Origin of the sequence: Pusillimonas sp. MFBS29, from assembly GCF_020687695.1 — a bacterium.
Lineage (GTDB): Bacteria > Pseudomonadota > Gammaproteobacteria > Burkholderiales > Burkholderiaceae_B > Pusillimonas_C.
The window spans coordinates 82,601-103,802 of record NZ_JAJEWL010000005.1 but is presented as its reverse complement, the minus strand read 5'-3'; the positions used below and the strand labels follow the sequence as shown (position 1 = coordinate 103,802).

The 21,202-nt window shown below is 57.6% G+C and carries 16 protein-coding genes, 1 tRNA gene and 1 pseudogene; 13 read left to right on the top strand and 5 right to left on the bottom strand.

Annotation, left to right across the window (positions count from 1 at the left end):
- The first annotated feature begins 10 nt into the window (after positions 1 to 10).
- Positions 11 to 1,102, top strand: a complete 1,092-nt coding sequence (gene zapE / locus LKR43_RS08940; protein ID WP_227683710.1) for a cell division protein ZapE — start codon at positions 11 to 13, stop codon at positions 1,100 to 1,102.
- 27 nt (positions 1,103 to 1,129) lie between these two features.
- Positions 1,130 to 2,470 carry a tryptophan--tRNA ligase gene (locus LKR43_RS08935; RefSeq protein WP_227683709.1) on the top strand — a complete coding sequence of 447 codons (1,341 nt, stop codon included), beginning with the start codon at positions 1,130 to 1,132 and terminating at the stop codon, positions 2,468 to 2,470.
- A 9-nt stretch (positions 2,471 to 2,479) separates the two neighbouring features.
- Here LKR43_RS08935 and LKR43_RS08930 read toward each other — a convergent pair whose 3' ends face one another.
- Both LKR43_RS08930 and LKR43_RS08925 read right to left on the bottom strand, forming a co-directional pair.
- Positions 2,480 to 3,001, bottom strand: coding sequence for a hypothetical protein (locus LKR43_RS08930; protein ID WP_227683708.1), 522 nt, complete (start codon positions 2,999 to 3,001; stop codon positions 2,480 to 2,482).
- A 5-nt stretch (positions 3,002 to 3,006) separates the two neighbouring features.
- A complete protein-coding gene (locus LKR43_RS08925; RefSeq protein WP_227683707.1) occupies positions 3,007 to 5,391 on the bottom strand; it encodes a Tex family protein in 2,385 nt (794 codons plus the stop codon).
- Between the two features lie 164 nt (positions 5,392 to 5,555).
- On the opposite strand from LKR43_RS08925, the gene LKR43_RS08920 reads away from it, so the two are divergent.
- Positions 5,556 to 7,583, top strand: a complete 2,028-nt coding sequence (locus LKR43_RS08920; protein ID WP_227683706.1) for an ATP-dependent DNA helicase — start codon at positions 5,556 to 5,558, stop codon at positions 7,581 to 7,583.
- Here LKR43_RS08920 and LKR43_RS08915 read toward each other — a convergent pair whose 3' ends face one another.
- Positions 7,584 to 8,384, bottom strand: a complete 801-nt coding sequence (locus tag LKR43_RS08915; RefSeq protein ID WP_255676024.1) for an outer membrane protein assembly factor BamD — start codon at positions 8,382 to 8,384, stop codon at positions 7,584 to 7,586.
- A 99-nt stretch (positions 8,385 to 8,483) separates the two neighbouring features.
- On the opposite strand from LKR43_RS08915, the gene LKR43_RS08910 reads away from it, so the two are divergent.
- The 5 genes from LKR43_RS08910 (at position 8,484) to phaR (ending at position 13,327) form a co-directional block, all read left to right on the top strand.
- Positions 8,484 to 9,443 carry an RluA family pseudouridine synthase gene (locus tag LKR43_RS08910; RefSeq protein ID WP_227683705.1) on the top strand — a complete coding sequence of 320 codons (960 nt, stop codon included), beginning with the start codon at positions 8,484 to 8,486 and terminating at the stop codon, positions 9,441 to 9,443.
- Positions 9,431 to 10,237 carry a peptidoglycan editing factor PgeF gene (gene pgeF / locus LKR43_RS08905; RefSeq protein ID WP_227683704.1) on the top strand — a complete coding sequence of 269 codons (807 nt, stop codon included), beginning with the start codon at positions 9,431 to 9,433 and terminating at the stop codon, positions 10,235 to 10,237. Before LKR43_RS08910 ends, pgeF begins: the two co-directional genes overlap by 13 nt.
- Before the next feature lie 67 nt (positions 10,238 to 10,304).
- Positions 10,305 to 11,939 (top strand): class I poly(R)-hydroxyalkanoic acid synthase, encoded by a 1,635-nt coding sequence (locus LKR43_RS08900; protein ID WP_227683703.1) that lies wholly within the window; start codon positions 10,305 to 10,307, stop codon positions 11,937 to 11,939.
- Between the two features lie 23 nt (positions 11,940 to 11,962).
- Entirely contained in the window at positions 11,963 to 12,700 is a 738-nt protein-coding gene (locus tag LKR43_RS08895; RefSeq protein ID WP_227683702.1) for a 3-ketoacyl-ACP reductase, read from the top strand.
- A gap of 63 nt (positions 12,701 to 12,763) precedes the next feature.
- A complete protein-coding gene (gene phaR, locus LKR43_RS08890) occupies positions 12,764 to 13,327 on the top strand; it encodes a polyhydroxyalkanoate synthesis repressor PhaR (RefSeq protein ID WP_227683701.1) in 564 nt (187 codons plus the stop codon).
- 4 nt (positions 13,328 to 13,331) lie between these two features.
- Here phaR and LKR43_RS08885 read toward each other — a convergent pair whose 3' ends face one another.
- Positions 13,332 to 14,519 (bottom strand): GNAT family N-acetyltransferase, encoded by a 1,188-nt coding sequence (locus tag LKR43_RS08885; RefSeq protein ID WP_227683700.1) that lies wholly within the window; start codon positions 14,517 to 14,519, stop codon positions 13,332 to 13,334.
- Here LKR43_RS08885 and LKR43_RS08880 point away from each other — a divergent pair.
- Positions 14,518 to 15,570 (top strand): GTP-binding protein, encoded by a 1,053-nt coding sequence (locus LKR43_RS08880; RefSeq protein ID WP_227683699.1) that lies wholly within the window; start codon positions 14,518 to 14,520, stop codon positions 15,568 to 15,570. The two genes, LKR43_RS08885 and LKR43_RS08880, sit on opposite strands and share 2 nt — an antisense overlap.
- 645 nt (positions 15,571 to 16,215) lie before the next feature.
- Here LKR43_RS08880 and LKR43_RS08875 read toward each other — a convergent pair.
- Positions 16,216 to 16,292 (bottom strand) — tRNA-Met (locus tag LKR43_RS08875).
- Between the two features lie 66 nt (positions 16,293 to 16,358).
- On the opposite strand from LKR43_RS08875, the pseudogene scpB reads away from it, so the two are divergent.
- From scpB to nusA, 4 genes and pseudogenes are all read left to right on the top strand, one after another.
- Positions 16,359 to 16,949 (top strand): annotated as a pseudogene (scpB, locus tag LKR43_RS08870) (SMC-Scp complex subunit ScpB); the annotation flags it as partial.
- A gap of 64 nt (positions 16,950 to 17,013) precedes the next feature.
- On the top strand, positions 17,014 to 18,813 hold the full coding sequence (rluB, locus tag LKR43_RS08865) for a 23S rRNA pseudouridine(2605) synthase RluB (RefSeq protein WP_227683698.1): 1,800 nt from the start codon (positions 17,014 to 17,016) through the stop codon (positions 18,811 to 18,813).
- Positions 18,814 to 19,184: 371 nt separating this feature from the next.
- A complete protein-coding gene (gene rimP, locus LKR43_RS08860) occupies positions 19,185 to 19,673 on the top strand; it encodes a ribosome maturation factor RimP (protein ID WP_227683697.1) in 489 nt (162 codons plus the stop codon).
- Positions 19,670 to 21,154, top strand: coding sequence for a transcription termination factor NusA (nusA, locus tag LKR43_RS08855; RefSeq protein WP_227683696.1), 1,485 nt, complete (start codon positions 19,670 to 19,672; stop codon positions 21,152 to 21,154). The genes rimP and nusA overlap by 4 nt, the downstream gene beginning before the upstream one ends.
- Positions 21,155 to 21,202 lie beyond the last annotated feature (48 nt).

The window sequence follows — 21,202 nt, the reverse complement described above, 5'->3', positions numbered from 1 at the left end:
CAAGAAAATAATGAATGTTCAAGACTATTATCATCAGGCCCTGCAGGAACGCGGCTACAAGTCAGATGTGGCGCAGGAGGCGGCCATCGGGCGGCTGCAGGAGTACTACGATGATTGGGTGAACTTCAAGCAGGCCCACTCCTCGGCGCTCAGGAGAATCTTCAAGCGCCCTGATGTGCCGCGTGGCGTGTATTTGTGGGGTGGCGTAGGCAGGGGAAAAAGCTTCCTGATGGATGCGTTTTTCCTGACTGTGCCGGTAAAGCGCAAGACCCGCATACATTTCCACGAATTCATGCGCAGCGTGCATCGTGAGCTTGATGATGTACGGGGCCAGCAGGACCCGCTGGACGAGGTGGCGCGGCGTATTGCCAAGCGCTACCGCCTGATCTGTTTCGATGAGTTCCATGTGTCCGACGTGGCTGACGCCATGATTCTGTACCGGCTGCTGCTCAAGCTGTTCGAGCACGGCACGTCGTTCATCATGACGTCGAACTACGAGCCCAGCACGCTGTACCCGGATGGGCTGCACCGTGACCGTATCCTGCCCGCCATCAAGCTGATCCAGGAGCGGATGGACATCATGAACGTTGATGTCGGCACCGATTACCGTCGACGCAGCCTTGAGCAGGTGCGCCTGTACCTCACCCCCATCACCGCCAATACCAACGCTGAACTGCAGGCCATTTTTGACAGACTGCTGGATACTGCACCCATGAAGCCGGTGCTGACGGTGGAGAACCGTGAGATCAAGGCCGTGGCTTTGGGCGGCAGCATTGTCTGGTTCGACTTTGCCACGCTGTGCGGCGGTCCGCGTTCGCAGAACGATTATCTGGATCTGGCCAGCCGTTTCCAGACCGTGATTCTGTCGGATGTGCCCCGTATGGAGGCCCGTCATTCTTCCGAGGCGCGGCGCTTTACCTGGTTGATCGATGTATTCTACGATCACAAGGTAAAACTGGTGATCTCGGCTGAGTGCGAAGCCGACGAACTCTATACCCAGGGCCCTATGGCCAACGAATTTCATCGCACGGTATCGCGCATACTTGAAATGCAGTCGCGCGAATACCTGGATTCCGAGCGACGCGCTGCTGTCACGCTCTAGTCCCTCTTACTCATACTGAAGCGATTTATGAATACCCGAGTCCTGACAGGCATTACCACTTCCGGCACACCGCATTTGGGCAATTACGCCGGCGCCATCCGTCCATCCATACAGGCCAGCAAACAGCCTGGTGTGGACGCCTTTTATTTCATGGCCGATTACCATGCGCTCATCAAATGCGATGATCCGCAGCGTATTGCCCGTTCACGCCTGGAAATTGCGGCTACCTGGATCGCTGCCGGTCTGGATCCCGAAGTCGTCACTTTTTATCGGCAATCAGATATTCCGGAGATTCCCGAACTTTGCTGGATGCTGACCTGCGTTACTGCCAAGGGTCTGATGAATCGGGCCCATGCCTACAAGGCTGCCGTAGATCAGAATACCGCCAGGCAGCAGGAAGCCGATGACGGCATCACCATGGGGTTGTTTTCGTATCCTGTACTGATGGCGGCCGACATTCTGATGTTCAACGCCAACAAGGTGCCTGTGGGGCGCGATCAGATCCAGCACCTCGAGATGGCCCGTGATATTGGCCAGCGCTTTAACCACCTGTATGGGCAGGGCGAAGAGCTGTTCGTGTTGCCTGAAGTACAAATCGATGACGAGGTGGCAACGCTGCCCGGGCTTGATGGACGCAAAATGTCCAAGAGCTACGACAACACCATACCTCTGTTCGAGGGGGGAGCGAAAGGCTTGCAATCGGCGGTGATGCGTATCGTGACAGACTCACGTTTGCCAGGTGAGCCCAAAGATGCGGAAGGCTCGCATTTGTATACTTTGTATCGGGCATTTGCCACCGGATCAGACTCGGCGCAGTTCCGCAAAAGTCTGGAAGAGGGCATGGGCTGGGGCGATGCCAAGAAACAGCTGTGCAACCTGCTTGAAACACAGCTCGGCCCCATGCGCGAGCGCTACGCCGAGCTGATTGCGCGTCCGGACCTTATCGAAGACATTCTTCAGGCGGGTGCGGTCAAGGCGCGCCGCTATTCGCAGCCATTTATGGAGCGCCTGCGCGTAGCGGTTGGCTTGCGTACCTTGTCTGTTTCCGTGCCACAGACCGGTACGTCGGCACGAGCAAAGAGTAAAGGCAAGCAAGCGCGTTTTGTCAGCTTTCGCGACGAGGCGGGTCAGTTCCGTTTCCGCTTGCTCGGGGTCGACGGGCAGGAGTTGCTGCTGTCCGAAGGGTTTGCCGATCCGAAGTCGGCAGGTCAGGTCATGGGCCTGCTCAAGAGTCAGCCACTCGACAACTACACAACAGAAGACCAGGGTGTAGTAAGCCTGCGGGTTGATCAGGCATTAGTCTGCCAGTTCGATGCATCTTTGCTGCCCGAACTGCGCGAGGCAATCGCCGGCATGAACCAGGACTAGGGCTGCACTTTATTCGCAAGGGTCTGCGTGCAGGCCCAGCGATTCACATAGTGCCAGCAGCTCATCAGTCTGGTCGCGGAAAACAAGCACGACCTGGAAGTCGTTGGTATAGCTTTCGCCAAAGCTGATCAGACGGTATTTGTCGTGATGTTGCAGTAACTGCTGGTCCAGCCACTGGTAGAAATCGGAAACGCTTTCGAAGTCGTTGTTGTCGTACGGATAATCGGGCAGGGCGGGCTGCTCGAATGCTTCGATGATCTGTTCATGCAGCTCATCGACCGTGTCGGCGACTGCGAAATAGTCTTCCAGTTCTATGAACAGGATGAAGGCCATGACGCCGTTCGGGTCGTATTGCGCCACCTTGGCCGCGTCGGCGCCGTACTGTGTCCGCAGCGTTTTTTCCGGCTCAGTCTGCGCTTGCAGGCAAATATCGACAATGCGGCGGGTCTCGTGCTCGTCCATATCATCGCAGGACAGCAGGGTGACTACGCGGGCAAGCTGCTCTCCAATGGAGTCGTTGTTTGTATTCATGATCATTATTTCTTGAGCTTGGCAAAGGCGGCGGCCATGGCGCCAAGTCCTTCACCCTGACTGGATCGTTGGCCAGGTCGTGAATCATTGCGCCGGTTACCGTCGCGACGTCCGGCATTACCCGCTGTGCTGCCACTGCGACGTGCCGCCGGTGCGTCATCGTTCAGGCGCATGGTCAGGCCGATCCGCTTGCGGGCGGGGTCAACTTCCTGAACCTTGACCTTGACCATCTGGCCGACACGCACCACGTCACGTGGGTCTTTGACGAAAGTATCAGACAGGGCGGATATATGTACCAGGCCGTCCTGGTGCACGCCGACATCGATAAAGGCGCCAAAGTTGGCAACATTGGTCACCACGCCTTCCAGAATCATACCTTCGTGCAAATCATTGATGGTATTGACGCCTTCCTTGAACTGCGCGGTCTTGAATTCGGGTCGCGGGTCACGCCCGGGTTTTTCCAGCTCCAGGAAGATATCCCGGACGGTCGGCAGACCAAAGCGTTCGTCGGTGAACTCGCCGGGAGAAACACCCTTGAGTGCGCCGGGCTGACCCATGACCTGATGCGCGTCGCTGTTCATCTTCTTGAGGATGCGCTCGACCACGGCGTAGGCCTCAGGGTGGACAGCAGAGGCATCCAGCGGGTTCTCGCCGTTTGGCACGCGCAGGAAACCTGCAGCCTGTTCAAACGCCTTGTCGCCAAAGCGCGGCACCTTCATAAGCGTCTTCCGGTTGGGGAAGGCGCCGTTGCTGTCACGCCAGGCTACGATATTTCTGGCCAGTGTTGCATTCAGGCCAGACACCCGTGTCAGCAACGGGGCTGATGCGGTGTTGACATCGACACCTACCGCGTTGACACAGTCTTCGATAACGGTGTTCAGCGAGTGCGCCAGTTCGCGCTGGTTGACGTCATGCTGATACTGGCCCACGCCTATGGCTTTGGGTTCGATCTTGACCAGCTCGGCCAATGGATCCTGCAGGCGCCTTGCGATGGATACGGCTCCCCGCAGGCTGACGTCCATGTCGGGAAACTCCTGGGCAGCCAGCTCGGACGCCGAATAGACCGAGGCACCTGCTTCTGACACGATCACGCGGGTAAGTGCAAGTTCGGGAAACTTTGCCTGCAGGTCGATGACAAGCTTTTCAGTTTCGCGCGAGGCGGTGCCATTGCCGATGGCTACGAGGTCTATCTTGTGTTTTGCAATCAGGGCGGCAAGGGTATTGATGCTGCCTTCGCGATCGCGGCGTGGCTCAAATGGATAAATGGTGCTGGTTGCCAGCACTTTGCCGGTGGCGTCGATGGCAGCCACCTTGACGCCCGTGCGTATGCCCGGGTCCAGGCCCAGCACGGCCTTGGGGCCGGCCGGAGCAGCCAGCAGCAGATCTTTCAGGTTTGCGGCGAATACCCGGATGGCTTCCTGTTCCGCGGTATCGCGCAGGCGGCCGATAAGCTCGGACTCGAACGCGGTCAGCAGCTTGACCCGCCACGTCCAGCGGCAGACTTCGCCCAGCCAGCGGCCCCGTGGCGGGGCATCGATGGAAAACTCTGCGCCCACGCGCAGAAAGTTGGCAATGCGGCTGACGCAGGGGTGAGGTGTTTGCGCCTCGAGCTCGGCGTCCAGACCCAGACGGAGGTCGAGCACGCCTTGCTGGCGGCCACGCAGCAAGGCCAGAATACGATGTGATGGCAATGAGCGCAGTGCTTCGCTGAAATCGAACCAGTCACGGAAATTATTGCCTTCGTCTTCCTTGCCTTCGACAACCTTGGAATAGAGCAGGCCGGTGTTCCACAAGTGTTCGCGCATGTCTGCAAGCAGATCGGCATTCTCGGCGTAGCGTTCGGCCAGAATGTCGCGGGCACCGTCCAGCGCACCCTTTGCGTCGGTGATGGAAGCTTCCGGATTCAGATAGTTCAGTGCCAGTTCGGCCGGATCGCAGGCTGGATCAGCCAGTATCGCATCTGCCAGCGGCTCCAGGCCTGCCTCGCGCGCTATCTGCGCCCTGGTCCGCCGTTTGGGTTTGTACGGTGCGTACAGGTCTTCCAGGCGCTGCTTGGTATCGGCGCCGTTGATCTCTTGCGTCAGTTCGGGAGTCAGTTTGCCTTGCTGCCCGATGGATTCAAGTATGGCACTGCGGCGGCTTTCGAGCTCACGCACATAGATCAGCCGCACCTCCAGGGTGCGCAGCACTGTGTCATCCAGTCCGCCCGTGGCTTCCTTGCGGTATCGGGCAATGAACGGGACAGTGGAGCCGCTGTCCAGCAACTCGACGGTAGCGGCAACCTGGGCCGCGCGCACGCCAAGCTCATTGGCAAGCAGCGCAACGATGCGCTCGGAATCAACACCGGTCGAACTAGAGCCTGATAGGGGTGAAGCAGAATTCGTAGTCATGGGCACATAAAAAACAAGAAAGACGCGGGGCATTTTGCCACATTGGACCCTGGCAGGAAAAATTGCCGGGTATCATCTCATGTGGGCGTGCGCGGTGGACCGGCATACTTTACCCTTTTTGGCCTGGTGTTCTGCGGCCTTGCTTACTTTCTTTGCTTTTTTTGATGCTTTTGCAAGAACTTTCCGATATTTTTGGCGCCGATGGGCCCTTGGCACGAGCCGTTCCGGGCTACCGTCCCCGCAAGGCTCAACTGGAACTCGCCCAGGCGATAGAGGAAACCTTGAGCAATCATGCCACGCTCATTGCCGAAGCGGGCACTGGCACGGGCAAGACCTGGGCCTACCTGGTTCCGGCATTCCTTAGCGGCGGCAAGGTATTGGTCTCCACGGGCACCCGCACCTTGCAAGACCAGCTTTTCCGGCGCGATCTGCCGCGTTTGCGCAACGCGCTGGCCTTACCGATTACGGTGGCCCTGCTCAAGGGGCGTGGCAACTACGTCTGCCATTATCATCTTGATCGTCTGTCCGGCGACGAGCGGGCGCTGAAGTCCCGTTCCGAAATGGGCCAGCTGCGTCAGATTCAGGTATTTGCGCAGCAGTCCAAGACTGGTGACCGAAGTGATCTGCCTGCCGTACCTGAAGATGCCGATATCTGGAACCGGGTAAGTTCCACCCGTGAGAACTGTCTTGGGCAGGAATGCCCTTTTGTACGCGACTGCTTCGTGCTCAAGGCCCGGCGTCAGGCCCAGGACGCCGACCTGGTGGTTGTAAATCACGCCCTGTTCATGGCCGATCTGGCGTTGCGGGAAGAGGGCATTACCGATTTGCTGCCTGCGGTTGATATGGTGGTCTTCGACGAGGCGCATCAGTTGCCGGATATCGCCACGCGTTTTCTGGGTAGCAGTGTTTCATCCCATCAGTTGCTCGATCTGGCCCGTGCAACCGAAGCGGCGGGCCTTGCTTACGCCCGTGAATCCACCAACTGGAGCGAGGCGGGCAAGCGTATAGAGCAGGCCGCCCGCAATCTGCGCCTGGTGGCTGCACCCATCGAGAAGCTGCCCGGGCGTAAAGCCACCTTTCAGGCCATTCCGAATCCTGAGGAGTTTGACGCGGCCCTGGAAGAGCTGTTGGGAGTGCTCGATCACAGTATCAAGCTGTTGGGCGTGGTCAGCGAGAAGCATCCTGATCTTGCCGCAGTCAGCAAGACCAGTCTGGATTTGCGCAGCCGGCTTTATCAGTGGACCCAGCCCGACCGCCAGGGCCACAATGCGCTCCAGCCGGCGGTGGCCGACGCGCAGGCAGAGCACAGCAACGACAACCCCGATGCCGGAGCCGCGGTACGCTGGGTGGAGCACAGCCTGCATCACATGCGCCTGCATAGTGCGCCCTTGTCGGTTGCAAAGATTTTTTCACGTTATCGCAACCAGGAGCAGGCCTGGATACTGACTTCGGCGACCTTGTCGGTCAGGGGCGATTTTGGTCATTTCATGCGTCAGCTGGGCTTGTGGGATGCGCAAACCTTAAGTTGGGAGTCACCGTTTGACTACGGCACACAGGGCGTGCTGTACGTACCCAAGACCCTGCCGCTGCCTAACGACCGTTACTTTAACGAACGCTTTGTCGATGCCTTGATGCCGCTGATCAAGGTTTCTGCAGGCGGCGTGCTCGTGCTGTGCACCACCTTGCGTGCCGTGGATACCATTGCCGAGCTGTTGCAGGAACGTTTCGAAGACGAGGACATCGAGCGCTTGCTGTTGCGTCAGGGTGAAAGCTCGCGCGGGGCGCTGCTCGAGCGCTTTCGTGCCGGCAGCAACGCCGTGCTGGTCGGTAGCGCCAGCTTCTGGGAGGGTATAGATGTACCCGGAGACGCGCTGACGCTGGTTGCCATAGACAAGCTGCCCTTTGCGCCGCCCGATGATCCCGTGCTCGAGGCACGCCTGAATCTGTGCCGCAATCAGGGGGGCAATCCATTCATGGAGTATCAGCTGCCCGAGGCAGCAATTGCGCTCAAGCAGGGGGCAGGCCGGCTTATCAGGTCAGAACAGGATTGGGGCGTGCTGATGGTGGGCGACACACGCATGATAGACAAGCCTTATGGCCGCTTGCTGTGGCGCGGCCTGCCACCGTTCGCGCGTACGCGCGAATCAGGGCAGGCTGTGGAATTTCTGGTGAACAGGCACGCGGCTGGTTGATCAGAACCAGTTGATGGGGTTCCAGAGACTGCCGGAAGGTTCGTCCAGGCCTTGTTCGTATAGCTTGCTGTTGGGGAAGTTTTCATCGAGCACCCGTTTTGCATCATCGCGCAGCTCGGGCAGCTGTAGCTTGTCGTAGCAAAGCACCATGATGTACAGCGCCTTTTCCGCGGCAGGTACGCCCTGGAATTCAGTGATGACGGTTTGTGCCCGGTTGACGGCGGCCACGTAGGCGCCGCGCTCGTAGTAATAGCTTGCGACGTGCACTTCATTCTGCGCTATTGCGTTCACCAGCCAGGTAACCCGCTTTTTGGCGTCGGCGGTGTAACGGCTGTCGGGGTAGCGTGCAATCAGCTCGTTGAACGATTCATAGGATTCACGCAGGCCTTTCGGATCGCGCTCGCTGGGATCCTGGCGCGTGATATTCATGAACGAGGCGCTGGGTGGAGTAAAGGTAATCAGACCTTTCAGGTAAAGCATGTAGTCTGTACCTGCATGGTTGGGATACTGCTGCTGGAAGCGATCGATGGCCGCCAGCGCCTGCTCGGGTTCGCCGTCTTTCCAGTTGACGTAGGCCTGGTCAATAAGTGCCTGCTGGGCATATCCACCGAAGGGGTAACGAGCTTCGATTGCTTCCAGGCGTGCACGTGCATCGTTCCAGTTGCCGGCACTGATTTCGATGCGGGCATCTTCATAAAGGCGTTCAGCGCTCCAGCCGGTAGTGGGATCGACTTCAACCTTGGTTGAACTGCATCCGGCAATAAGGATGGCAGCCACGCAGGCGAACGCAACTTGCCCCAGACGGGTAAGGCTGGAAGAACGGGGTTGATTCAGATTGGTACGAGTCACAAAAAGACGTCCTTGGTGTTAGCATGCAGGCTGATTATATGATTTGTCGACATGACTGACACAGATATCACCAAAGAAAGTTCGGCGCAGGCCGGACCGCTTGAATTCCTGGTGCCATACAACGCCATGCCCGAGCGGCTTGACAAGGTTCTCGCACGGCTGATTCCCGAGCATTCCCGCAGCCGCCTGCAGGGGTGGATAGAAGCGGGTCACGTGCTGGTGAACGGCCAGCCCGGCCGGATCAGGCAAATGACCAATCCGGGCGATAAATTGCTTGTTCAGGAACAAACGCCTCCTGAAGCGCAGTCGTTTGTACCTGAAGATATCGCGTTTCAGGTAATTCAGGAAAGTCCCGACTGGATCGTCGTGAACAAGCCTGCCGGCCTGGTTACGCATCCGGGGGCGGGAAACTGGAGCGGTACTTTGCTTAATGGTTTGCTTTACCGCTACCCCGAACTGGCAACGGTAGCCCGCGCGGGTATTGTGCACAGGCTCGACAAAGACACTTCGGGTCTGCTGGTCGTAGCGCGCCATGAAAAAGCACAAACCCAGCTGATCAGGCAACTGCAGGCGCGTACCGTAAGCCGCGAGTACTGCGCGCTGGTGCATGGTGTGCTGAACCGCTCGGGCAGCGTTGAGCTTCCCATAGGGCGCGACGCCAGGGTGCCGGTACGCATGTCGGTAGAGCATCCTGTTGCCCCCAAGCCTGCCATTACCCATTACACACCCGTGCGCACCGGCCTTCTTGACGATATGCACGTGACCGAGGTGACTTGCAGGCTGGAAACCGGTCGCACGCACCAGATACGGGTGCACATGGCGAGCTTGCGTCACGCTTTGGTGGCCGACACGCTATACGGCGGCAAGGCCCTGGGTGGCGCCACGCGCCAGATGCTGCATGCACGCGCACTCAGCTTTGATGATTACGGCAGTGGGCAGCGTGTGTCATTCATGGCGGCGCTGGCCGAGGATTTCCAACAGGTCATGGACGGCGTTGCATGGAGCACCTGAACGAAGCTGCGCTGCCGACAGTGACGGGCGAGCCCTGGCATGGGGTGCGGTATTTTTGCACGACCCGTCAAGGAGGTTGCAGTGCCGGCCCATGGGCCTCACTGAACCTGGGTACCCATGTGGGCGATGACGGCGCGGCGGTCAGCAGCAACCGGCAACGTTTGAGTGCCTTATTGCCCGGCGAGCCGGTCTGGCTGACTCAGGTCCATGGGGTTGATGTCCTGGATGCCGATCAGCTTGAGGCAGAGGTGCGGTCAGGGGGGGCTCCGACTGCTGACGCTGCTGTCACATTGCAGGCCAATCGTGTCCTGGCGATCATGACTGCAGATTGCCTGCCGGTCGTGCTGGCTTCTGCCAACGGCCGTGCTCTTGGCGTTGCCCATGCAGGCTGGCGCGGCCTGGCGGATGGTGTACTGGAAAATACATTGCAGGCCTTGCGTGAACGTGCGCCGGGCAATGTTTCCTGGCGTGCCTGGATAGGCCCGGCCATAGGCCCCGCCAGTTTCGAGGTGGGTGATGATGTCCATGCTGCCTTTGTGGATAAGGATCCCGACGCAGCGCCGTTCTTTGTTCCGAAAGCCGAACAGGGCAAGTGGCTGGCCGATCTGCCAGGATTGGCCCGGTTACGGCTGCGCAAGGCAGGTGTGGGCACGATAGAACTAAGTAATGCATGCACTTTTAATCAGGCTGAAACTTATTTCTCGTATCGTCGTGATGGTGTGACAGGGCGTATGGTGACCCTGGCCTGGCTCGTCGATCAGGACAGGTGCAAACCCGATAGCGACTTACCCTGATTGACACCATTTCAAATGACATCCACCATTCAGATCAAGCGTTGAGATTTTGTAAGGTGCATGTATCGTGAGTAATCCGCTTCCTAAAGAATGGCCGGTTCCGGTAAGCATAGCGCCTGAAAAACTTGCTGAAATACAGGCAGAGTTTGCGCGCGAATGGTTGCGTATCGCCGAAAGTGCGAATCAGGGCGAGCTTGCTCCACCCACCGATCGCCGTTTCGGTTCGGCTGCCTGGGCAGCCAATCCCGCGGCCTTGCTGGCCGCTCATACCTATTTGCTGTCGGCCAAAACCATGAATCAAATGGTAGACGCTCTTGAGGTCAGCGAGCCCGTACGCAATCGTCTGCGCTTTTCCACCATGCAATGGATAGAAGCCGTCTCGCCGACCAACTTCATGGCGACCAATCCCGATGTTCAGCAGGCTTTGATTCAAAGCGACGGCCAGTCATTGCGCAAGGGTATGGAAAATCTTTTCCAGGACCTTCAAAAGGGCCGGCTCAGTCAAACCGACGAAACCAAGTTTGCAATCGGCGAGAACGTCGCCGTTACACCTGGCTCGGTGGTGTACCAGAACGAACTCATGCAACTGATCCAGTATGCGCCGGCCACCGACCAAGTGCGCAAGGTGCCGCTGTTGCTTGTGCCACCCTGCATCAACAAATACTACATTCTTGACCTGCAGCCGCAGAACTCGTTTGTCAGGTATGCGGTCGAGCAGGGCTACACCGTGTTTCTGGTTTCCTGGCGCAATCCTCTCGACACCGACCGCGACGGCATCGACAAGGCCACGTGGGCCGATTACCTGCAGCACGGGGTGCTCCAGGCCATTGATGTTGTCTGCGCAGTGTCCAGGCAGAAGCAAATCAACGCCCTTGGGTTCTGCGTCGGTGGTACCTTGCTTGCTTCGGCCCTGGCATTGGCGCATGCGCAGGGCAAGGATCCCGTCAGTTCACTTACCTTGCTCACCACGCTGCTCGATTTCGAAGACACCGGCGTACTCGACGTTTTCGTCGACGAACTGCAGGCCCGGATGCGCGAAACCCAGATAGGCAATGGCGGCCTCATGACGGCGCGTGAACTTGGCACCACGTTCTCCTTCCTGCGCCCTGGCGAGCTGGTCTGGAACTATGTTGTGGGTAACTACCTGAAAGGCGAGGCACCTCCCGCATTCGACCTTCTGTACTGGAATGCCGACGGTACCAATCTTCCTGGTCCTTTCTTCACCTGGTACTTCCGCAATACTTATCTGGAAAACAACCTGAAGGTGCCCGGACGCGTCCACATCGACGGCCATCCATTAAACCTCGGCACGCTGGCCATGCCGTCCTATATATACGGATCGCGCGACGACCATATCGTTCCGTGGCGTTCTGCGTATGCCAGCAGCAATATTTTGCAAGGCCCATTGCGCTTCGTGCTGGGCGCATCAGGCCATATAGCGGGGGTTATCAACCCACCGGCGAAGAAGCGCCGTTGCTACTGGACGCACGACGCTTCAACCCAACCTGGGGTAGCGGCCGTTAATCCAGACTCCTGGCTGCACGGCGCTACCGAGCATCCGGGCAGCTGGTGGCCCGACTGGTCTGCGTGGCTGGCAACGCATTCGGGGGATTTGGTACGGGCGCCGGCCAAACCAGGCAACACACGCTACACGCCTATTGAAGACGCACCCGGAAGCTACGTTAAGTTGCGGGCGCAATAAAACACAGTTCTAAGGAGAACACTATGAGCGGTAAACTTGCTTACGTAACCGGGGGCATGGGGGGTATAGGCACATCCATTTGCCAGCGGCTGGCAAAAGATGGCTATGTGGTCGTGGCAGGTTGCGGGCCCAGCCGAAACTACAAGCAATGGCTCGATGAGCAGGCCGCGCTGGGCTACAAGTTCCACGCTTCGGTCGGCAATGTCGCCGATTGGGATTCCACGGTACAGGCGTTTGAAAAGATCCGCAGTGAACTGGGGCCAATCGATGTGCTGGTCAATAACGCAGGCATTACCCGCGACGGGCTGTTTCGCAAAATGAGCCACGAAGACTGGCGCTCGGTCATCGACACCAACCTGAACAGCCTGTTCAATGTCACCAAGCAGGTCATTGAAGACATGGTCGATCGCCAGTGGGGGCGTATCATCAATATCAGTTCGGTCAACGGTCAAAAAGGGCAGTTCGGTCAAACCAACTACTCCACGGCAAAGGCGGGCATACATGGCTTTACCATGGCATTGGCCCAGGAAGTTGCCAGCAAGGGCGTAACGGTCAATACTGTTTCTCCGGGTTATATTGGTACCGATATGGTTCGTGCGATACGTCCCGATGTACTTGAAAAAATCGTTGCTACCATACCTGTCAAGCGTTTGGGAGCACCCGAGGAAATCGGGTCCATCGTGGCATGGCTGTCTTCCGACGAAGCGGGGTTTGCCACGGGGGCTGACTTCTCATTGAATGGCGGCCTGCATATGGGCTAACAGGGCTTTGCCCGGCTGTCTGATTTTCCTGTTTCACCTACTTGGTATCCGGCCTTTAAATTCATGACGCAATCTCAAGCCAACACGACAACCCGCCTTATCAAAAAGTATCCGAACAGGCGACTTTACGACACGCGCACCAGCGCATACGTTACCTTGGCCGATGTCAAGCAGCTGGTGCTTGATTGCGAAGAGTTTCAGGTTGTCGATGCCAAGTCAGGTGACGACCTGACGCGCAGCATCCTGCTGCAGATCATCCTCGAGGAAGAGAGCGGAGGCATGCCCATGTTCTCGCCCACCGCGCTTTCGCAAATCATTCGTTTCTATGGCCATGCCATGCAGGGTGTCATGGGTTCCTATCTTGAAAAGAACATCCAGGCTTTCATGGATATCCAGGATCGCATGGCTGATCAGTCCAAGAGCATGTACGGAAGCCAGTTCGGGCCCGAGGCCTGGGCGCAGTTCATGAATGTGCAGTCGCCCGTCCTGCAGAACATGATGAATAACTACGTTGATCAAAGCAAGAATCTGTTCGTGCAGATGCAGGATCAGATGCAGGACCAAACCCGCAATATATTTTCGGTGTTTCCGTTTAATCCAGTGCCACCTAAAGATAAAAAAGAATAAGGCCTTACTTCAGGTCCAGGGGGTGTTGTCTGAAAGGGCTGTGCGCCGCCAGCTCATCAAGATAGGCATCAACTGCCGGCGTTTCGTGTCCCAGGTAATCATCGATGGCCCGGGCATAGCGGTCATCGGCAATCCAGTGCGCCGAGCAGGTCCTGGTCGGCAGCATGCCGCGCGAAAGCTTGTGTTCGCCCTGGGCCCCGCCTTCGAATACCGACAGATTGCGAGCTATGCAAAACTCTATGCCTTGCATGTAACAGGTCTCGAAATGCAGGCCTGAAACAAACCGCAAGCTGCCCCAATAGCGCCCGTACAAGGTTTGCTCGTCACGAATGTTTAGTGCGGCGGCTATGGGCTGGCCGTCCTGTTCAGCCAGCACGATTACCATGCATTCCGAATTGCAGGCGTACAGGGCCTGAAAAAATGCCAGGTTCAGGTACGGAGTTTGGCCATGCTCAAGGTAGGTCTGGGCGTAGCAGCGGTAGAAGAATGCCAGTATTTCTTCGGTGATCTGGCTGCCTTCCAGCCATCTGAACCCTACCCCTGCCTGAGCGACCTTTTTCTTGTCCTGCTTCAGCTTCTTTCTTTTCTGCTGGTTCAGGCTGTGCAGAAAGGCATTGATGTCTGCATAGTTCTGATTGGTCCAGTGAAACTGAACGCTGTATCGAAACAGGAAGCCTGCTTCAGCAAGAGCGGCGTGCTCGGCCTCCGAAGGAAAAAGTATATGCAGTGAAGATAATTTGTTCTGCCGGCAAAGATCGATGGCTTGTCTGGCCAGCAACACTTTATCTTCGTGGCTGGCGGCCAGCAGGCGGGGGCCGGTGACCGGGGTGAACGGGATAGCTGCGAGCAGTTTGGGATAATAAGGCAGCCCGTTGCGCTCAAAGGCGTGGGCCCATGCCTGATCGAATACATATTCGCCACGTGAATGGTATTTTAGATACAGTGGCATGGCACCGGCCAGCACGTCATCACGGAACATCAACAGATACTGAGGCGCCCAGCCTGTATCAGGTCTTGCGCAGCCGGTCTTGTCCAGTGCAAGAAGGAAGGCATGCTGGACAAAAGGCTGCCGGCCGGCGACCAATTGATTCCAGTCATCGGGGTTGATGTCTTCTATGTGCTGGGCGAGTTTGAAAGTAACTGGCAAGACGGTCTGGCTGGTTTGGTTGATGTCATGGGGAGTGTAGTGCATGGGAGCAAAAATACCGGTGACGGTCATATCCGGTTTTCTGGGTAGTGGCAAAACGACCTTGCTCAACCGTCTGTTGAATGGTGAGCCGGGGTCCGGTGCCGGGAGTGATGCCGGGCGCACGGTGGTATTGATCAACGAGTTGGGCGATGTACGCCTGGAGCACGAGCGATTCCGACAGCTCAGCGATCGTGTCGTGTTGCTGGAGTCGGGCTGTATCTGCTGTGCTGTGCGCGGGGATCTGGTTGACGCCCTGCGCCAGATGTTTCTTGATGCCCTGTACAAAAGGATTCCACCATTTTCCAGAATTCTGCTCGAGACGACCGGCCTGGCGGATCCAGCGCCTGTGATGTATACCCTGCAATACGAGCGCTTCCTGGCTGATCGCTATGTTTACGCCGGCTGCATCACAGTAGTTGATGCCGTGCATGGCATGGCGCAATTACAACTGCACCCCGAGGCTGTGCAGCAGGCCGTTCTTGCTGATGTATTGCTTCTGAGTAAAACCGATGTGACCAATAATGAAGAAACCCTGGCCTTGCAACAAGAGCTGCAGCGCCTGAATACATCGGCTGCCACGCTGACGACGCATGTGCAGCCCGGTCTGGATGCTTTGCTCGACATGGCTGCGCAAGCGCCATGGCATAAGGCTGGTCAGAGGTCGATGTGGTCGGGGCAGGCTATGGGGCCACGCGGCGGGCATGCTGCGGTGAACGTGCTCACCCTGGCATGGGCGCAGCCTTGGGGCCGCGCGCAAGGCGTGCGCGGATTGACCAGGCTGCTGGAAGCCATGGGTACAGGACTGTTGCGCCTGAAGGGCAGGGTGCAGTTCGAGGGCGAGCAGCATGCCAGCGCCGTGCATGCCGTTCACCAGCATTTATATCCGCTGCAGGAAATTATCAATGCGCAGCCGGTGTTCCCTCAGGAAGATGGTGCATCGGTGCTGTTGTTTATCTTCCGGGGGCTCGAGGCCGCCACGGTTCTGGCGCAGATACAGGCCTCGTTGCCGCATGGGGGGCGGGTGTTGTCGTCTGGTGGCAACTTTATCCAGTGAATTGTTGCATTGCCCGCCTGCAGGTGGTGTAATAACGGCATTACTGCCGCCGGGCTGCGTTACAGTTTTTCAAATGTAATGTCCCTTGTCTGTTCAGGCTTGTTTTAGCAAGACCAAACATGCAGCGCCTGTCGGCCAGGCCCGTGATGACTCCAGTTTCTCCGGCCGCCGCACTATAAATTGAATAATCTTTAGACACGCGTCTTTTGCGCATGACAGCTTGCCTCCCATCAGGCGGACGGCATCCCTGGCAGGCATAAAGGTGCTTGAATCACATATTTCATTGCTGTTTGCCGCAGGTTCGCGATCCGGTGCCGGGTCCAGTCATACTCGAAGGCGTCAAATAGTTTCCTGAAACAGGAAGAATGGCTTATCTCTTGCATCCATCTTGCATGGACCACACACACGAGTTGCATCGGAACTCTGTACGCACACGTCATGGCTATGCAGGCCACGCCGGCGTGATGGCGTCGCGTGGTGTGCCGGCGGCAGGTGGGGCGGGTGTTTTGCTTGCGGTTTGTGCCCAGGCCCGACAAGGCGGTACTTATGGGCACGCGCGTTTGACCAAATCGCGTTTGACCAAATCATTTGACGCACAAATGAAAATGGGTCAATTGCCTGTAGCAATTGACCCATTCGTAAATCTGGTTGCGGGGACAGGATTTGAACCTGTGACCTTCGGGTTATGAGCCCGACGAGCTGCCAGACTGCTCCACCCCGCGTCTGAAGAAAAGAATATTAACCTACATAAATGTTTTATGCAACTTTAAGGCAGTTTTGCTACATTGATGACTGAATCAGAGATCATTCGAGTGCTTGAAACGGCACTGCTTTGCGCCGATCAGCCCATGCCGCCGGCCGAGCTGCGCAAATTGTTCGGACCCGACGAAATTTCGTCGGATGACATACGCCGCTGTCTGGAACAGCTGCAGCAGGACTGGAGTGAAAAGGGTCTTGAGTTGCTTGCTTTGTCCAGTGGCTGGAGATTTCAAAGCCGCCCCGAGATGCAACGCTATCTGGCCCGGCTGAATCCGGAAAGACCGCCAAAATATTCGCGTGCCGTCCTTGAAACCTTGGCCATCATTGCCTGGCGCCAGCCAGTCACGCGGGGTGATATAGAAGATATACGAGGGGTGACTGTCAGCTCGCAGATTGTTCGCACGCTTGAAGATCGCGGCTGGATAGAGGTGCTTGGCTATCGCGATGCGCCAGGACGGCCGGCCCTGTTGGGCACGACGCGGCAGTTTCTGGACGACCTGGGTCTGAAGACGCTTGATGAATTGCCCGCCCTTGAGTCCCAGGATGGGGTGGTCGCATTGGCTGGGCTGGAGTTCGAGGAAATTCCTGCTGACGAGGTGGCCGCTGACGGGCCCGCAGCAGATGAGTCGCAAGAGCCCGGACCGTCGGAAATAGAAGAGATTGAAACGGAGTACCTAAAAGAAAATGACTGAAATAAATAAAGAAACAGAGGCGCATGCGGATGACGCCCAGGTTTCGGCCGGTTCGGAGCCGTCCGACCAGGAAAAAGCCGCTGCGCCACGCGGTCGGGGGCGCAAACTAAGGACGCCGTTTCGCCGTCGGCGTGGTGATGATTCCGCCGACAGCCCTGCCGAAACACAGACCCAGGCCGGGGCTGAGTCTGCTTCGGGCGAGATGGTGCAAGTTTCGGACCAGACTGACGACATGACTGCTGCGGCCAAGCCGCGTCGTAATACGCGCCGCCGCAAGACGCCGACAGCTGCGGCGACGCCGGACGTGGCTCAGGAAGCAGGGAAGCCCGTGCGAGAGCGTCGTCCGCGTGCTGAAAAAAATACCGAAAGCGAGAAAGAAGCCGAGCAGGCGCTGGCTTATCTGGATAACACGGCGCCGATTTCACAGCGCCTGGATAAATATCTGAACAGCGATGCGCTGACCCCCAAATTGCATAAGGTTCTGGCCGATGCGGGTGTGGGGTCGCGCCGGGAAATGGAAGAGTTGATTATTGCCGGACGTGTTTCGGTCAATGGCGAGCCTGCCCACATAGGACAGCGTGTTGGCGCCAATGACCAGGTTCGTGTCAACGGGCGGCCTGTTGTGCGACCCAACGCGAAGAAGCCACCGCGCATCATCCTGTATCACAAGCCCGCCGGCGAGATTGTCAGCCATGATGACCCCGAAGGGCGTGCCACCGTGTTCGCCCGCCTGCCCAAGATACGGGTCGGCAAATGGTTGTCTGTTGGGCGCCTCGATCTGAACACCGAAGGGTTGCTTATCCTGACTACATCCGGTGATCTGGCCAACCGTCTGATGCACCCGCGTTATGGTGCCGAGCGTGAATACGCCGTCAGGGTACTGGGTGAGCTTGCCGATGACCAGAAAGCGAATCTTCTGAAAGGTATCCAGCTTGACGACGGTCCCGCCCAATTCGGTTCCCTTGACTATCTGGGTGGGGAGGGCAGCAATCGCTGGTATCGCGTTACGTTGAAAGAAGGGCGCAATCGGGAAGTCCGTCGCATGTTCGATGCTGCCGGCGTAACCGTCAGTCGTCTTATTCGTACCCGCTTTGGCGAAGTTGTGCTGCCGCGCAATTTGCGCCGCGGGCGTTGGGAAGAGCTCGACGGCTCTTTGGTTACTGCGCTGATGCTGCAGCTGGGGCTGTTGCGCGAAGATGATTCCGACGAGTCATTCGGTTCGGGGCGTGAGCGCCAGCCCATGTCTCACGACAGTGCCTTGCCTCCGGGTTTTGGTACGCTCGAGCGTAATGGCATGAACGGCGCCAAGGTCAGCCGGCGTGGCAAGCTGTCCGGAGGACGCTCACAGCGCGCACCTGCTGCAGAAGCCTATCCCTCTGATCCTTACGGTACTGGGCTGACTATCAGTGGTGGTCTGGCCAATGGGCATCCGGGTGGTGGCCGTGGCAAGGGCGGTGCTGCAAAAGGCGGCAACAAGGCCGGAGCAAGCCGGGCCGGAAACCAGAACAAAACAGACGGACGCAAGCGCAAGCCTGCAGAAGCCTCGCAAGGCGCCAATGAGGCTCGGCCTGACGGCAGTGCCGGCAATCACCGCCGGCGCGGTCCGGGAGCGCGTCCGGCCAAGCAGGGTGGGGCCAAGCCTGCATCCCGCGCCTCGCGTGGCGCGGGCAAGTCCCGATCCGCCGGGTCCCGCGGACGCTCCGGCACAGCGCGCGGTGATGACTGGCAGCCTCGCGGTGCTTCGGCGCACGAGTCTCATTTGGGCAAGCTGGGCGGCAATCGCAGTCGTTAAACGGGTGGGTCAGGGCAAAATGCCCGGCCCCATGTTGCTTTTTTTATGTAAGGCCTAGACATAGCAGGAATTTTTCTGAATCTCTGTTAGAATGTAGGGCTTTACAGCTATATTGTTTTTGCTACGCGTGCCGGCGTTTTTTGATGTTGGCAGTTGGCGGGTTGCCAGGCAGTGGTGTTTCTGGGCCGTGTTGCTGCTGTGCGGCGGTCGGCCTGTTTGCTTTGGTTAACAATGTTAGCGGCACATTTTTGAATGCGCCTGGGTAGGCAAGCGGTGGCAAAAATTCTGCGCGGTAAGCGCGGTGTTTGGCGCGATTGCTGGCTGCAGGTGTAACAGTGGGCTGGCGTACAGCCCATTTTTTTTTGGATTTTATGGCAGATATATTCGCACTGACACAAGAAGCCATTGCCGGCCTGGATGTCGAGCTTGTCGACGTTGAGCGTGCGCCGCTTGGGCTCTTGCGCGTCACGATCGATCGCCCCGGCGGGGTGCGCATCGAGGACTGCGAGCAGGTTTCAAAACATTTGTCGCGCGTATTCGAAGTTGAGAATATCGACTACAAGCGTCTTGAAGTGGGTTCGCCCGGCATTGATCGCCCGCTGAATCGAATCGCTGATTTCATTCGATTCGCCAATGAACGTGTCGAGATCAAGCTGCGTACAGCCATTGATAATCGCAAGGTATTCGTGGGCACGCTTCGTGTTCCTGATACTGCAACTTCCGATCCGTCTGCGAATCCGGTGTTTGGCCTTGAGCTTGATGCAGGCTCGGGCAAAGAGCAGGTACTTGACTTTACCTTCGACGACGTTGATCGTGCAAAACTGGATCCCATTCTCGATTTCAAGGGTAATAAGCGATGAGTCGCGAAATTCTTTTGTTGGTTGACGCCTTAGCGCGTGAAAAAAACGTAGGCCGCGAGGTCGTTTTCGGCGCGCTCGAAAACGCTTTGGCGTCTGCCATGAAAAAGCGTTTCAAGGAAGACGCCGATATCCGGGTCACCATTGACCGCATGACCGGCGAGCACGAAGGGTTTCGTCGCTGGCTGGTTGTTCCCGATGATGCAGGCCTGCAAGAGCCTGATCAGCAAGAGCTGTATTCCGATGCACAAGACATCGTACCTGGCATCGAGGTTGGTGAATACATCGAAGAGGAGCTCGAGCCCGAGGAATTTGGTCGCATAGGGGCTCAGGCAGCCAAACAGGCCATACTTCAGAAGATTCGTGATGCCGAGCGCGAGCAGGTGCTGAACGACTTCCTCGAGCGCGGTGAAAATATTGTTTCGGGCACCGTCAAGCGCATGGATAAAGGTGATGCCATCATCGAGACAGGCAAGATAGAAGCCCGTCTGCCGCGCTCGGAAACCATACCCAAGGAAAATATCCGCGTGGGTGACCGGATTCGTGCCTGGGTCCTGAAGGTGGATCACACTGCGCGGGGCCAGCAAGTCATTCTGTCGCGTACCGCACCCGATTTCATCCGTCAGCTGTTCGACAACGAGGTGCCTGAAATCGAACAGGGCCTGCTTGAAATCAAAGCGGCTGCCCGTGATCCCGGTGTGCGTGCAAAGATTGCCGTGGTTGCATACGACAAACGCATTGATCCCATCGGTACTTGTGTGGGCATGCGTGGTTCGCGTGTTACTGCAGTGCGCAACGAGCTGGGTGGTGAACAGGTTGATATCGTGCTGTGGGCCGAGGATCCGGCCGAGTTCGTGATTGGCGCCCTGGCGCCGGCACATGTCGAGTCCATCGTGGTCGACGAAGACAAGCACGCCATGGATGTCGTCGTTGATGCCGAGAACTTGCCCAAGGCCATCGGAGCGCGGGGGCAGAACGTGCGCCTGGCGTCCGAGCTTACCGGGTGGCAGATCAACATCATGACGCCCGAAGAGAATCAGAATCGCCAGGAAGAAGAGCGTGCCGAACTGCGCCAGGCCTTCATCAGCAAACTTGACGTCGACGAGGAAGTTGCCGACATCCTTATCGACGAGGGTTTCACTGGTCTGGAAGAAATCGCTTACGTTCCTTTGCAGGAATTGCTCGAGATCGAAGCCTTCGATGAAGACACGATCAACGAGTTGCGCACCCGTGCACGCAACGCCTTGCTCACAGAGGCTATCGCTCAGGAAGAGCGTGTCCAGACCGTGGCGCAGGAACTGATCGAAATCGAAGGCATGACCCCGGAGCTGGTTGCGAAACTGGCTGAAAACGAGGTCCTTACCCTTGATGATCTGGCCGAGCTGGCAACAGACGAACTGTCGGAAATCTCCGGTCTGTCCGAAGATGAAGCCAGCCAGATGATTATGCGGGCGCGAGCTCACTGGTTCGACGACGAGGCCTGACAAGCATGCCGAACCCTTTGAGTATATTTATTGAAAAATAGTAGTAGC

Bases quoted from the DNA above. Each gene is read 5' to 3' on its own strand.
- zapE (WP_227683710.1), top strand. From the start codon at position 11: ATGAATGTTCAAGACTATTATCATCAGGCCCTGCAGGAACGCGGCTAC.
- LKR43_RS08935 (WP_227683709.1), top strand. From the start codon at position 1,130: ATGAATACCCGAGTCCTGACAGGCATTACCACTTCCGGCACACCGCAT.
- LKR43_RS08930 (WP_227683708.1), bottom strand. From the start codon at position 3,001: ATGAATACAAACAACGACTCCATTGGAGAGCAGCTTGCCCGCGTAGTC.
- LKR43_RS08925 (WP_227683707.1), bottom strand. From the start codon at position 5,391: ATGACTACGAATTCTGCTTCACCCCTATCAGGCTCTAGTTCGACCGGT.
- LKR43_RS08920 (WP_227683706.1), top strand. From the start codon at position 5,556: ATGCTTTTGCAAGAACTTTCCGATATTTTTGGCGCCGATGGGCCCTTG.
- LKR43_RS08910 (WP_227683705.1), top strand. From the start codon at position 8,484: ATGACTGACACAGATATCACCAAAGAAAGTTCGGCGCAGGCCGGACCG.
- pgeF (WP_227683704.1), top strand. From the start codon at position 9,431: ATGGAGCACCTGAACGAAGCTGCGCTGCCGACAGTGACGGGCGAGCCC.
- LKR43_RS08895 (WP_227683702.1), top strand. From the start codon at position 11,963: ATGAGCGGTAAACTTGCTTACGTAACCGGGGGCATGGGGGGTATAGGC.
- phaR (WP_227683701.1), top strand. From the start codon at position 12,764: ATGACGCAATCTCAAGCCAACACGACAACCCGCCTTATCAAAAAGTAT.
- LKR43_RS08880 (WP_227683699.1), top strand. From the start codon at position 14,518: ATGGGAGCAAAAATACCGGTGACGGTCATATCCGGTTTTCTGGGTAGT.
- LKR43_RS08885 (WP_227683700.1), bottom strand. From the start codon at position 14,519: ATGCACTACACTCCCCATGACATCAACCAAACCAGCCAGACCGTCTTG.
- rluB (WP_227683698.1), top strand. From the start codon at position 17,014: ATGACTGAAATAAATAAAGAAACAGAGGCGCATGCGGATGACGCCCAG.
- rimP (WP_227683697.1), top strand. From the start codon at position 19,185: ATGGCAGATATATTCGCACTGACACAAGAAGCCATTGCCGGCCTGGAT.
- nusA (WP_227683696.1), top strand. From the start codon at position 19,670: ATGAGTCGCGAAATTCTTTTGTTGGTTGACGCCTTAGCGCGTGAAAAA.